This window comes from Microbacterium sp. ET2, assembly GCF_030347395.1.
In the GTDB taxonomy this organism is placed as follows: Bacteria; Actinomycetota; Actinomycetes; order Actinomycetales; family Microbacteriaceae; genus Microbacterium; species Microbacterium albipurpureum.
This window is the reverse complement of the sequence record NZ_CP128170.1, coordinates 2881280-2894043: the sequence shown is the minus strand read 5'-3', so window position 1 is coordinate 2894043 and position 12764 is coordinate 2881280. Positions and strand designations below refer to the sequence as shown.

General features: G+C 70.9%; 11 protein-coding genes and 1 pseudogene. 8 read left to right on the top strand and 4 right to left on the bottom strand.

Features of this window, described 5'->3' with window-relative positions; genetic code table 11:
• Positions 1–54: 54 nt before the first annotated feature.
• Positions 55–2026 (bottom strand): annotated as a pseudogene (locus QSU92_RS14050) (BglG family transcription antiterminator).
• Between the two features lie 132 nt (positions 2027–2158).
• On the opposite strand from QSU92_RS14050, the gene QSU92_RS14045 reads away from it, so the two are divergent.
• The 8 genes from QSU92_RS14045 (at position 2159) to QSU92_RS14010 (ending at position 9736) form a co-directional block, all read left to right on the top strand.
• A complete protein-coding gene (locus tag QSU92_RS14045) occupies positions 2159–2515 on the top strand; it encodes a PTS sugar transporter subunit IIB (RefSeq protein ID WP_289265915.1) in 357 nt (118 codons plus the stop codon).
• A gap of 45 nt (positions 2516–2560) precedes the next feature.
• Positions 2561–2836 (top strand): HPr family phosphocarrier protein, encoded by a 276-nt coding sequence (locus tag QSU92_RS14040; RefSeq protein WP_289262770.1) that lies wholly within the window; start codon positions 2561–2563, stop codon positions 2834–2836.
• Between the two features lie 71 nt (positions 2837–2907).
• Positions 2908–4554, top strand: coding sequence for a phosphoenolpyruvate--protein phosphotransferase (gene ptsP, locus QSU92_RS14035; protein ID WP_289265914.1), 1647 nt, complete (start codon positions 2908–2910; stop codon positions 4552–4554).
• Positions 4551–6110 carry a PTS mannitol transporter subunit IIBC gene (locus QSU92_RS14030; RefSeq protein WP_289262769.1) on the top strand — a complete coding sequence of 520 codons (1560 nt, stop codon included), beginning with the start codon at positions 4551–4553 and terminating at the stop codon, positions 6108–6110. The genes ptsP and QSU92_RS14030 overlap by 4 nt, the downstream gene beginning before the upstream one ends.
• 96 nt (positions 6111–6206) lie before the next feature.
• On the top strand, positions 6207–6644 hold the full coding sequence (locus QSU92_RS14025) for a PTS mannitol transporter subunit IIA (RefSeq protein WP_289262768.1): 438 nt from the start codon (positions 6207–6209) through the stop codon (positions 6642–6644).
• Positions 6641–7795: a mannitol-1-phosphate 5-dehydrogenase gene (locus QSU92_RS14020; protein WP_289262767.1), complete on the top strand. Its 1155-nt coding sequence runs from the start codon at positions 6641–6643 to the stop codon at positions 7793–7795. Before QSU92_RS14025 ends, QSU92_RS14020 begins: the two co-directional genes overlap by 4 nt.
• A gap of 47 nt (positions 7796–7842) precedes the next feature.
• Positions 7843–8643, top strand: coding sequence for an alpha/beta hydrolase (locus tag QSU92_RS14015; protein WP_289262766.1), 801 nt, complete (start codon positions 7843–7845; stop codon positions 8641–8643).
• Between the two features lie 250 nt (positions 8644–8893).
• Positions 8894–9736, top strand: a complete 843-nt coding sequence (locus QSU92_RS14010) for a type IV toxin-antitoxin system AbiEi family antitoxin domain-containing protein (RefSeq protein ID WP_289262765.1) — start codon at positions 8894–8896, stop codon at positions 9734–9736.
• A gap of 105 nt (positions 9737–9841) precedes the next feature.
• Here the strand turns inward: QSU92_RS14010 and QSU92_RS14005 are convergent, their stop codons facing one another.
• From QSU92_RS14005 to QSU92_RS13995, 3 genes are read right to left on the bottom strand one after another with little or no spacing between them, the layout of a single operon-like run.
• On the bottom strand, positions 9842–10957 hold the full coding sequence (locus QSU92_RS14005; RefSeq protein ID WP_289262764.1) for an adenosine deaminase: 1116 nt from the start codon (positions 10955–10957) through the stop codon (positions 9842–9844).
• Between the two features lie 34 nt (positions 10958–10991).
• Entirely contained in the window at positions 10992–12302 is a 1311-nt protein-coding gene (locus QSU92_RS14000) for a thymidine phosphorylase (protein WP_289262763.1), read from the bottom strand.
• Entirely contained in the window at positions 12299–12712 is a 414-nt protein-coding gene (locus QSU92_RS13995; protein WP_289265913.1) for a cytidine deaminase, read from the bottom strand. Before QSU92_RS13995 ends, QSU92_RS14000 begins: the two co-directional genes overlap by 4 nt.
• Positions 12713–12764 lie beyond the last annotated feature (52 nt).

The window sequence follows — 12764 nt, the reverse complement described above, 5'->3', positions numbered from 1 at the left end:
TGGCCGGGTGTCCGCCGATTCTGCAGGAGTTCGGGACGCCAGGCTCGGCCGACGCTAGCCGTCGATGACGGCGACGAGCTCGTCGAGGAAGGCCGGGAAGTCCGTGCCCCGCCGGACGATCCGCGACACGCTCTCGCGCTCGGAGAAGACCTCGACCAGCTGCTCGAAGACCGTCTGGAAGGCCTCCCGGTCGCCCTCGGAGAACGCCACCAGGGCCACGACCTGCACCCGCGAGTCACCCCACGGGATCGACCCTTCCGCGACCCCGACCGCGATGGCGGTGCGCGTCGCGGTCATCCCGATGGCATGGGGCACGGCCAGCGCATCGGTGAACGCGGTCGACGACATCCGCTCCCGGTGTATCGACCGTTCGACGTAGTCGTCGTCGATGACGCCCTGGGCGACGAGCATGCCGCCCAGGCGGCGGATGATCCCCTCCTCACCGGTGTCGTCGACGTCGAGTCCGCGCACGAAGGCGTCGGCGGGGAAGTACCGCTCGAGCTCGGTGCGCAGCCGCGCCAGACGTCGTCCACGGCGCACCCGGCCCGCGGCGGCCTGCACGCGCTCGACGTCGGCGTCGGTGAGGAACGGCTGGATCCGAACGATCCTCTCCCCCGCGACCGGCGCGTCGATCGTGGTGAGGACCAGGTCGGTGCCGAGGTTGTCCCAGTCGGGGTCGACGCGCGTCTCCACGCCGACGACCTCGATCGCCTGACCGAGCGAGCGATCGACGCTGGATCGCAGCAGCTCGTGCAGCTCGTAGTACCCCGGGCAGACGATCGTCGCCGTGAGCAGCTGCGCGTTCTGGCGGCTCCGCTCGAGCCGGCCCCCGACGTGCATCGCGATGTAGGCGATCTCGTCGTCGGGGAGCGGGAAGCCCAGCTCCGCGTCGAGTTCACCGGCGATGTAGACCGCCAGCTCGAAGATCATCGGGTACGTCGACTTCAGCGACCGGGTCAGCGGGTTGCGCGACCACGCCTGATCCTGCGCACGATGCCGGAGGTTCTGCACGTGAAGCGCCAGCCGGGTGATGAAGTCCTCGTCGTCGATGTCGACGAGGAATTCCCGCGCCGCCCGCCCCACCGCCGTGCGCACCGCCGCCTCCACCTGCGGGTCGAGCGACGGGCGGGCCCGCACCTGCTCGGCCTCGCCGCCCGGCGCGATCACGCGGGTGAGCACGAGCGCAGCGAGGTGCTGCACGTCGCCCTCCCCCAGGCGCACACCGAAGTGCTGCTGCACGAGGCGCTCGATCACGGCCGCCACGTCGGCGCCGGCGGCACCGCCGGACGCGGGGTCGTGAGAGAGCGGATGCCGGTGGGCGACCCGGTCGGCGGCGATGGCGATGTGCATGACGACGTCGGCGATCCCGAGCTCGTTGACGTAGTACCCGAGACCGCCGAGGCTCTGCGACGAGGTCGGACTTGAAGGCGCCGAACGCGTCGGCGTCGACCGCGGTGCCGGCGAGGCTCCGCCGCAGCGCCCCGAGGTCGAACGCACCGGCATCCATCTCGTCGTGGGCGAGCCTGCTGAGCAGGCGCCGCCGGGCCATCTCGCCGCCGCGCAGCCGCGCCGTCGACGTCGAGCGCTCCAGGGTCAGCTCGGTGCCGCTGAGAAGGCCTCGCACACGCGCGAGGTCGGCCTCGAGCGTGGCCGGGCTGACGTGCAGCTGCATCGCGGTGTCGAAGAGGTCGATCCCGGTGTCGGTGTCGAGCAGACCCCGGATGACGGTGTGCAGCCGATCCCGCGGCGTCCCGGCATCCGTCCCGCCTCCGGCCCGCAGGGCGGCGGCACCCTCGGGGCCTGCCCGGTAGCCCAGCGGACCCGACTCGATCGCGACGCCCGGAGCGACCCGGGCGTTCACCGAGGTGACGTACGAGCGGATGCTGCGGGGGGTGACTCCCAGCGCATCGGCCAGCGTCGCCGCCGTCGCCCAGGTGCCGTCCCGCAGCAGCAGCGTCAGCAGGCGATCCTGCCTGGCTCTGGTCACGGGCACCCCTCCGCCGGGCCGCCGTGCCGCGGTCCGCATCGAGCACCAGTCAACCACGCCGGGGCCCGCCGGGCCGGGGCCGCAGGCGGAGGTTTCCGCCCGGGCGGAAGAACGCGTGACTTGTCGACACTCAGCGTCTTCACAAGAATCGCTCAGGAGGAGGGCGGATCGATGCGGATCCTTGTCGTGTGTGGAGCGGGTGCCTCCAGCACCTTCGTGGCGCAGCGTGTGCGTCGCGCCGCACAGGATGCGGGATTGCACTGGACCGCCATCGCCGGGACCGAGCAGTCGCTCCCGATCGACCTCGACGCCGCCGACGTGATCCTGGTCGGTCCGCACCTTGCCGATGCGCTCCCGCACATCGAGCAGGCGGCGGGCTCGCGGATGACGACGGTGGTTCTGCTGCCCGACGACGTCTTCGCCGACCTCGACGGCACCCGCACGCTGGAGCTGGTCCGCCGCGCGGTCGCCGTCACGGCGGCGGAGACCACGACGGATGCCGGGGCCGAAGACCCCGCGCACACCTGACTCCCCGCGAGTCGGCCCCACTGAAAACCGAGGAGAGGAACCCCCATGGCCCCCCTGACCCGCACGGTGCGCATCGGATCGTCGCACGGGCTGCACGCCCGCCCCGCCAAGCTCTTCGCACAGGCGGCGAAGGAGGCCGGGATCCCCATCACGGTGGCCAAGGGCTCGGGCGAGCCGGTGAACGCCGCGAGCATCCTCGGCGTGATCTCGCTGGGGGTCGACCAAGGCGACTACGTCACGCTCACCGCCGACGGCGAGAACGCCGAGAGCGTGCTCGACTCGCTGAGCGAACTGCTCACCACCGACCACGACGCGGCGTGAGCACCGTGGCACGCACCGAGATCCGCGGGGTCGGGATCGGGCTGGGCGTCGCGCAGGGCCCGGTGGCCCGCATGGCCGAGCCGCTTCCCGCGCCCGCCGACGAGCCGAGCACGATCGGCGAGGCCGGCGAGCGCGCACGCGTCGACGAGGCGGTGGCCGCCGTCGCCCGTGAGCTCGAAGAACGCGCCGAGCAGGCCGGCGGCGCTGCGCAGGACGTCCTCGAGGCGCAGGCCATGATGGCCGAAGACCCGACCCTGTCCGACGAGATCGGCACGCGCCTGGCCGACGGCAAGACCGGCGAACGCGCGGTGTTCGAGGCGTTCGCCGCATTCCGCGACCAGCTCACCGCCGTCGGGGGCTACCTCGGCGAACGCGCCGCCGACCTCGACGACGTCGCGCAGCGCGTCATCGCGCGGCTGCGGGGCGTGGCGGCCCCGGGTGTGCCCGAGCCGGGTCATCCGTTCGTCCTCGTCGCGAAAGACCTCGCCCCCGCCGACACCGCCCTGCTCGATCTCGACCAGGTCCTCGCGCTCGTCACCACCGAGGGCGGCCCCACGTCGCACACCGCCATCCTCGCCCGTGAGAAGGGCATCGTCGCCATCGTCGGCGCGGGCGGCGCGACGGCACTCACCGAGGGGCAGAGCGTGATCGTCGACGCCGCCGCCGGTGTGGTCACAGCCGACCCGTCCGACGACGAACTGCAGCGGGCGCGCGTGCGCGCCGACGCCCGGGCGAATGCCGCGGCCGCGCCGATCACCAACGGCGCCCTGGCTGACGGCACCCCCGTGCCGCTTCTGGCGAATCTCGGCAAGCCCGAGGGAGCCGCCGAAGCCGTGGAGCTCGGCGCCGAGGGCGTGGGACTGTTCCGTACCGAGTTCCTCTTCCTCAGCGCATCCTCGGCGCCGACGGTCGAGCAGCAGCGCGACAGCTACGAGCAGCTGCTGCGGGCGTTCCCCGGCAAGAAGGTCGTCGTGCGCGTGCTCGACGCCGGTGCCGACAAGCCCCTGCCCTTCCTCAACGACGCGCACGAGGAGAACCCGGCGCTCGGTCTCCGGGGCCTGCGCGCGCTTCGCGCGAGCGAGGACATCCTGCGCGAGCAGCTCACAGCGCTGGCAGAGGCGGATGCCGCGACGCGGCGCACCCCCGAAGGCCCGGCCGATCTGTGGGTCATGGCGCCGATGGTCGCCACCGTCGAGGAGACCGCATACTTCACCGCGCTGGCGAAGGAGTACGGCATCCGCACCGCGGGGGTGATGGTGGAGGTGCCCTCATCGGCGCTCCTCGCCGACCGCATCCTCGCCCACGCCGACTTCGCCTCGATCGGCACGAACGACCTGACCCAGTACACCCTCGCCGCCGACCGCCTGCTCGGTTCGGTCGCCGGGTTCCAGGACCCGTGGCACCCTGCCGTGCTCCGCCTCATCCGCGAGGTGGGCGACGCCGGACGCGCCCACGGCAAACCGGTGGGGATCTGCGGCGAAGCCGCCGCCGACCCCCTGCTGGCGGTCGTGCTGGTAGGGCTCGGTGCGACGAGCCTGTCGATGGCGCCGAGCGCCCTCGCGGACGTGCGCGCCACCCTCCTGCAGCACACCCTCGACGACGCACGCGCGATCGCCGAGGCTGCCCTCGCCGCGGATGACGCCGCGGCAGCCCGAGATGCGGCCCTCCTCGCCACCGAACGCGGGGCCGCGACAACAACGAAGGAGACACAGCAATGACAACGACGTCTGTCCCGGCCAAGAAGCCGGGAGGGGTGCGGGTCGGCGTTCAACGCTTCGGCACGTTCCTGTCGGGCATGATCATGCCGAACATCCCCGCGCTCATCGCGTGGGGCATCTTCACCGCGTTCTTCATCGAGGTCGGATGGACACCCAACGCCGACCTCGCCACGATCGTCGGCCCGTTCATCCACTACCTGCTGCCGATCATCATCGCCTACACCGGCGGCACGATCGTCTACGGCGTGCGCGGCGGCGTCGTGGCCTCGATCGCCGTGATGGGCGCCATCGCCGGGTCGGACAAGCTGGTCGCGGACTTCAACGCCACCCTCCCCGAGGGCGCCTCGGAGCTCGGCCAGGTGCACATGTTCATCGGCGCGATGATCATGGCGCCGCTGGCGGCGTACACGATGAAGTGGCTCGACAGCCTGTGGGACGGCAAGATCCGCGCAGGCTTCGAGATGCTCGTGAACATGTTCTCGGCCGGCATCTGGGGCTTCGTGATGGCCGTCGTCGGGTTCTACCCGATCGCGTGGCTGGTCAACGGCCTGATGACCACGCTCAGCAACGCGGTGGACTTCCTGGTCGAGGCGAACCTCCTGCCGCTGACGAGCATCATCATCGAGCCGGCGAAGGTGCTGTTCCTCAACAACGCCATCAACCACGGGGTGCTGACACCGCTCGGCATCCAGCAGGCCGACGACCAGGGCGCATCGATCCTGTTCCTCCTCGAGGCCAACCCCGGCCCGGGCCTGGGCCTCCTGCTGGCGTTCGCGATCTTCGGGCTCGGCGCTGCCCGCGCGTCGGCCCCGGGCGCCGCGGTCATCCAGTTCTTCGGCGGCATCCACGAGGTCTACTTCCCCTACGCGCTGATGAAGCCGGCCGTCATCCTCGCCCTCATCGCGGGCGGCATGACCGGTGTGACCACCAACATGCTCCTCGGTGGCGCGCTTCGAGCACCGGCGGCGCCGGGAAGCATCATCGCGGTGTTGCTGCAGACCGCGAACGGCGCCTACTTCGCAGTCATCCTGTCGGTCATCCTGTCGGCGGCCGTGACGTTCCTCATCGCCGCGGTCATCCTCCGGGCCTCGCGCAAGCGCGACCTCGAGGCCCTTGCGGCAACCGATGACGCCTTCGGCGCGGCGATCACCCAGACCGAGGCGGCCAAGGGCAAGTCCTCCGACGCCCTGTCGAACCTTCGCGGCGGCGCAGCCACTCAGGCCGGCGGTGGCGTGGAGCCGGCGGTCATGACCGAGCGCGAGGTGAAGAGCATCGTCTTCGCCTGCGACGCCGGCATGGGCTCCTCGGCCATGGGTGCCAGCGTCCTGCGCAACAAGATCAAGAAGGCCGGCATCGAGGACGTGACCGTGGTCAACAAAGCCATCGCCGCGCTCGACGACTCCGCCGACCTGGTGATCACGCAGAACCAGCTCACCGACCGCGCGCGGCGCCAGACGCCGAACGCGATCCACGTGTCGGTGGACAACTTCATGAACTCGCCCCGTTACGACGAGGTCGTGGAATTGGTGCGCGATCAGCACAAGGATGGTGCGTAAGCATCTGCAGAACCGGGATGCCGGGGGCCGACGCGTGGACGCGCGGCTCCCGGCATCCGGCTTCATCACCGACATCACCGATCGAAAGGCGAAATCATGGCACGTGAGGTCCTCACCCCGGGGCAGGTCCGCATCCACTCCGGCAGCGCGACGCGCGAGGAGGCGATGCGCGAGGCCGCCGAGATCCTCGAGTCGGTCGGCGCCGTCACCGGCGCCTACTTCGATGCGATGCAGCAGCGCGAGCAGACCGTCTCGACCTACATGGGCAACGAGCTGGCGATCCCCCACGGCACCAACGAGACGAAGGACACCATCCTCGAGTCCGGTCTGTCCGTCGTGCGCTACGACGGGGGCGTCGACTGGGACGGCGAGCAGGTGACCTTCGTGATCGGCATCGCCGGCAAGGGCGATGAGCACCTCGAGATCCTCTCTCGGATCGCCCTGCTGTTCTCCGAGGAGGACGATGTGGCGCGGCTGAAGTCGACCTCGACCGCCGAGGAGCTCTACGACGCCGTCGCGGCGGGCGTGGAATGAAGGCCGTCCACTTCGGCGCCGGCAACATCGGGCGAGGCTTCGTCGGGCTGCTGCTGCACGAGGGCGGCTACGAGGTGGTCTTCCCGGATGTCGCGGGGCCGCTCGTCGACGCCATCAACGCCGTCTCGGAGTACACCGTGCACGAGGTCGGGGAAGGCGGGCGGGATCACGTCGTCACGGGGTTCCGGGCGATCAACAGCGCCGAGCACCCCGACGAGGTCATCGAGGAGGTCGCCGGCGCGAACGTGGTGACCACGGCAGTCGGGCCGACGATCCTCCGCTTCGTCGCGCCCCACCTGGTCGCGGGGCTGGCGCTGCGCGACCCCTCCTCGCCGCCGCTGCAGATCATGGCGTGCGAGAACGCCATCAACGCCACCGACCTGCTGCGCGAGGAGATGGTCGAGGCCGCGGGCGAGGCATGGGGGGCGCTGGAGACGCGCGCGGTGTTCGCCAACACCGCCGTCGACCGCATCGTGCCCGAACAGCCCGCGGACGCGGGGGTGGATGTCACGGTCGAGCCGTTCTTCGAGTGGGCCATCGAGCGACACCCCTTCGGCGACCACCCGCCCACGATCCCGGGTGCGCACTTCGTCGACGACCTGGCGCCGTACATCGAGCGGAAGCTGTTCACCGTGAACACCGGGCATGCCGCGACGGCGTACTTCGGCGCGCGTGCCGGGGTCGAGCGGATCGCCGACGCGCTGGCAGACCCCTCGATCGCCTCGGCGGTCGCGGCGACGCTGGAGGAGACCTCGGCGGTGCTCATCGCCAAGCACGAGTTCTCCCCCGAGGAACTGGCGGAGTACCGCGCAACGATCCTGGCCCGCTTCGCCAACCCCGCCCTGCCCGATCACGTGCGCCGCGTGGCGCGGCAGCCGCTGCGGAAGCTGTCGCGCAACGAGCGGTTCGTCGGGCCGGCGGCGGAGGCCGCCGAACGCGGGCTGCCCGTCGACGCGCTCGTTGCGGCGATGGAGGCGGCGCTCACGTTCGACGACCCCGATGATCCGCAGGCCGTCGAGTTGCAGGCCATGCTGCAGGAGCAGGACGCCGATGCGGTGACCGCCGCCGTGACGGGGCTCGAGGAGGGGCATCCGCTGTACCCGCGGGTGCGAGACGCGGTCGCGGCCCGTCAGGCGACGCTCGCGGGCTGAGGCCGGCGGCGCGCGGTTTCGGGCAGGCACGGCGGTACGCTCACCACGTGTCATCCGGATCTCACGACGGGTCTCCCGAAGCGGTCACGCCACCGGCGCCCCGCCGACGCCGCTGGCGGCGTGTGCTGGCGTGGGTGCTCGGGTCGCTCGGTGCGCTTCTTCTGCTCGCCGTCGGCGGGCTCGTCGTCTGGAGCCAGGTCGGAGTCATGCAGGCGGAGGCCGGACCGCTCGCCGAGGTGCGGAGCAACCCCGAGGTCTCCTTCACCGACACCTCCACCGCGGTCATCCTCGAGCCCACCGACGGGCCGGGTGAGGTGGGCCTCGTCTACATCCCCGGCGCGAAGGTCGAGGCCGCGGCCTACGCGGCGACGATGGCCGACGTCGTGGCCGAAGACGGGGTGACGGTCGTGATCACCAAGCCCTGGCTGAACCTCGCGTTCTTCGACCTGCGACCGCTGTCGGCGTTCACCGGCCTCGTCCCCGACGTGGAGCAGTGGATCGTCGGTGGGCACTCGCTCGGCGGGCTGCGCGCGTGCCAGCTCGCCGGCGACGCCGACGCGCTGGCGCTCTTCGCGTCGTATTGCGCCGGCGACATCTCGGGATCGGATGTGCCGGTGACCAGCATCGCGGGCAGTGAGGACGGGCTGTCCACGCCGGAGAAGATCGCCGAGGCGCGGCCGCTGCTGCCGGAGGAGGCGGTGATGACGGAGATCGAGGGCGCCAACCACGCCGCCTTCGGCGCGTACGGCCCGCAGGCCGGTGACAATGAGGGCTCGATCACCCTGCCCGAGATGCGCGCGAAGCTCGCCGACCTCCTCGCCCCCTTCGTCGCAGCCCTCCCCCGCTGAGCGCCCGGCCGCCCGAGCCGGGCTGCCCAACCGCCCGCCCGTCCGAGCCGGGTTGTCCCTAACTCCTGCATAACGTCACTGGCGCGCCCCGTACGGCTCTTCCGTCACCGTGCGAGGTCGATTCTGCAGGAGTTGGGGACACTGGCCGGGTTGCCCTCACCTCTCCTGCACAGCACGCCGAACCGCACACCCTGTCCACGGATCGCCCGTGCGACGACCCCCGATCGGCCCGCGCCCATGGAATGGACGTGTGGTCGCACCTCACCTCGCCTCGTCGCAGGTTCTTTCCGCGACCTTCCTCAGCACGCGGGGACTTGCCAAGCGGGGGCTCGACAAGCGGATGGTCCGGCGGCTGGTGTCGGAGGGACGCCTCATCCGTCTCCGCAGGGGCCGGTACGCCGATCCGCGCCTCCTCCCGGATCTCCTCGACGCCGGGCGCGTCGGAGGTCGCCTCGATTGCGTCTCGCTCCTCGCGACGCTCGGTGTCTTCGTGAGGGAGAACCCCGGGCTGCACATCCAGTTCGACCGTGCTGCGAGCCGCATCCCGGCGCTCCGACCTGGGTTCACCGCCCATTGGCGCTGTGGGGACGAGCCTTCATCCAGCCTCACTACCGATCTCATCGGAGCACTTACCCAGGCGGTGAAGTGTCAGTCTCCCCGCGATGCCATCGCGACCCTCGACAGCGCGTGGCACCTCGGCCTCGTCGACGAAGCTGACATCGCCGAGGTTTTCCGCCGCCTCCCGCATCGTTATCGCGCCCTCCGACGACTCCTCGATCGCCGCATGGAGTCCGGGCCCGAGACGCTCGTCCGCCTCATCCTCCGCGGGCTCGGCTGTGACGTCGACGTCCAAGTGCAGATCCCCGGCGTGGGACGGGTGGACTTCGTCGTCGACGGATGGCTGATCATCGAGTGCGACAGCAAGGCGCATCATGAGGGGTGGGATGCCCAGCGACGTGATCGTCGCCGCGACATCGCTGCCGCGGCGCTCGGGTACACAACGATCCGCCCCCTGGCGGAAGACCTTCTGTACGCCTACGACGCCACCGCGACCGCTATCCGAGCCGTCATCCTCGCGCGCCGGGCGCGGTGACGCGTGTCCCTAACTCCTGCACAACGCCGGTGGCGGGCCCGAGTCCCGAGGTTTCGGGGCCGGGTCCGTCGATTCTGCAGGAGTTGGGGACAGGACGGGCGGGCGCTACCGGTCGAAGCCTTCGGAGATGAGGTCGATCAGCTCCTCGCGCTGCTCCACGGGGAGGAACGCGCCCGCGGCGGCGTTCATCTGGAACGCCTCGAGGTCGTCGAGCCCGTAGTCGAAGGCCTCGACGAGCAGCGCGAGCTCGCGCGTCAGCGACGTGCGGCTCATGAGCCGGTTGTCGACGTTGACCGTCACTGCGAACCCCAGCTGGTAGAGCAGGTCGAAGGGGTGGTCTTCGAGGTCGGTGCCCCACCGCTGGATCGCCCCGGTCTGCAGATTCGACGAGGGCGACAGCTCCAGGGGGATCTCGCGGTCGCGCACCCACCGCGCGAGATCGCCGAACTCCACGAGCACCTCTTCGCCCGACCGCTGCACGATGTCGAGGTCCTCGGCGATGCGCACGCCGTGCCCGAGACGCAGGGCGCGACCGTCGAGGAGGGCCGACCGGATGGACTCGAGCCCCGCCGCCTCCCCCGCGTGCACCGTGACGGGGAAGAACTGCCCCGCGAGGTAGTCGAACGCCTTGCGATGCCGCGAAGGCAGGAAGCCGTCTTCAGGACCGGCGATGTCGAAACCGACGGCGCCGCGCCCACGCCACTCCACCGCGAGCCGCGCGATCTCGTGCGACCGGTCGGTGTGGCGCATCGCGGTGATGAGCTGACCGACACGGATGTCGCGTCCCGCATCGGCGGAGAGGTCCTCGCCCTCCTCGATGCCGTCCTGCACCGCCTCCACCACCTCGTCGAGGGTGAGGCCGCCGCCCAGGTGCTGCTCAGGTGCCCATCGCACCTCGCCGTAGATCACGCCGTCGGCGGCGAGGTCCTCGACGAACTCCCGCGCCACCCGCGTGAGACCCTCGCGGGTCTGCAGCACCGACAGGGTGACGTCGAAGGTCTTGAGGTACTCCACCAGCGACCCCGAGTCGCTCTTCTCGGCGAACCACTCGCCCAGCGCCTCGGCGTCGTCCTCGGGCAGGTCGATGTCGGCGTCGTCGGCGAGCTCCACGATCGTGGCAGGACGCAGGCCGCCGTCGAGGTGGTCGTGCAGAGAGATCTTGGGCAGGCTCCGCAGAGACACGCCCTCCAGCTGGGCGTCACCGTGCTGATCGATGGCCATCGTGTTCCTCCGGGGGATTGGGTCGGGCGGCGAATCAGATCGAGTCGGCGGTGATGCGTTCGCGAACGAGGGATGACGCGGCGGGCGCGTCTTCGCCAATGTCCCACGCCCCCTCGACGGCGTCCAGTGCCCGCGCGAAACGCGCCGCATCATCGGCCGAGAGGGTGAAGACGGGTGCGCCCGCGGAGACCTGGTCGCCGGGCTTGACGTGCAGGTCGATACCGGCCGCGTGGATGACGGCATCCTCGGCGCGAGCGCGCCCTGCTCCCAGGCGCCAGGCGGCGATGCCGAAGGGCAGGGCCTCCATGCGGCTGACGATGCCGCCGCGCGGCGCGGTGACGGTGTGGGTCTCGCGGGCCGTGGGGAGCGGCGCGTCGGGGTCGCCGTCCTGCGCGCGGATCATCGCCCGCCAGACGTCCATCGCCCGACCGTCCGCGAGGGCTGCCTCGACGTCGGCATCGGGCTGACCGGCGAGGGCGAGCATCTCGCGCGCCAGCGCGACGGTCAGCTCCACGACGTCGGCGGGCCCCCCACCGGCGAGCACCTCCACCGACTCGCGCACCTCGTTGGCGTTGCCGATCGCGCGACCCAGCGGCGTGTTCATGTCGGTGAGGAGAGCGGTCGTCGCGACCCCCGAATCGGTGCCGAGTCCGACCATCGTGCGCGCCAGCTCGCGGGCACGATCGATGTCCTGCATGAACGCGCCCGAGCCGAACTTCACGTCCAGCACCAGCGCGGCCGTTCCCTCCGCGATCTTCTTCGACATGATGCTCGATGCGATGAGCGGAATGGCCTCGACGGTCCCGGTGACATCACGCAGGGCGTACAGGCGCTTGTCCGCCGGCGCGAGCCCGGAGCCCGCCGCGCAGATGACTGCTCCGACGTCGCGCAGCTGCGCGTGCAGCTCTTCGTTCGACAGTGCGGCGCGCCAACCGGGGATCGACTCGAGCTTGTCGAGGGTGCCCCCGGTGTGGCCGAGTCCGCGGCCCGAGAGCTGCGGAACCGCCACGCCGAACGCCGCGACGAGCGGGGCGAGCGGCAGGGTGATCTTGTCGCCGACTCCGCCGGTGGAGTGCTTGTCGACCGTGGTCTTGCCGAGCCCCTCGAAGCTCATCCGCTCGCCGGAGGCGATCATCGCGTCGGTCATGACGCGGATCTCGTCGCGCGACATGCCGTTGAGCAGCACCGCCATCGCGAACGCCGACATCTGCGCGTCCATGACGTAGCCGCGGGTGTAGGCGTCGATCATCCAGCGCAGCGCATCCTCGGGCACGTCGCGCCCGTCGCGTTTGGCGCGGATGATGTCGACGGCGTCGAAGGGCTCGGGTGCGGCGGTGCCGCTCATCGCGCCGACTCCGACTCGCGGTTCGGTCGCGCGTCGAGATCGCGCGGGCCGAAGGCGTCGGGCAGCACCTCGTCGATGGTGCGGATGCCCGAGACGGTTTCCAGCAGCATCCCGGGGATGGCGTGCTCGAACAGCAGCTGCCGGCAGCGTCCGCACGGCATGATCGTCTCGCTCTCGCCGTTGACGCACACGAACGCCACGAGCTGACCGCCGCCGGACATGTGGAGCTCGGACACCAGTCCGCATTCGGCGCAGAGCGTGACGCCGTAGGAGGCATTCTCGACGTTGCACCCCGCCACCACGCGCCCGTCGGAGACGAGCGCCGCCGCACCCACGCGGTAGCGCGAATACGGGGCGTAGGCGCGGGATGCCGCCTCGATCGCGACGCTTCTCAGGTGGTCCCAGTCGATATCGACCGGGACCTGATCGTCATGGTCGTCGGATGACGCGTCCCAGCCGCGT

Coding starts and splice junctions, on each gene's coding strand:
- QSU92_RS14045 (WP_289265915.1), top strand. CDS start 2,159: ATGCGGATCCTTGTCGTGTGTGGAGCGGGTGCCTCCAGCACCTTCGTG.
- QSU92_RS14040 (WP_289262770.1), top strand. CDS start 2,561: ATGGCCCCCCTGACCCGCACGGTGCGCATCGGATCGTCGCACGGGCTG.
- ptsP (WP_289265914.1), top strand. CDS start 2,908: ATGGCCGAGCCGCTTCCCGCGCCCGCCGACGAGCCGAGCACGATCGGC.
- QSU92_RS14030 (WP_289262769.1), top strand. CDS start 4,551: ATGACAACGACGTCTGTCCCGGCCAAGAAGCCGGGAGGGGTGCGGGTC.
- QSU92_RS14025 (WP_289262768.1), top strand. CDS start 6,207: ATGGCACGTGAGGTCCTCACCCCGGGGCAGGTCCGCATCCACTCCGGC.
- QSU92_RS14020 (WP_289262767.1), top strand. CDS start 6,641: ATGAAGGCCGTCCACTTCGGCGCCGGCAACATCGGGCGAGGCTTCGTC.
- QSU92_RS14005 (WP_289262764.1), bottom strand. CDS start 10,957: ATGGCCATCGATCAGCACGGTGACGCCCAGCTGGAGGGCGTGTCTCTG.
- QSU92_RS14000 (WP_289262763.1), bottom strand. CDS start 12,302: ATGAGCGGCACCGCCGCACCCGAGCCCTTCGACGCCGTCGACATCATC.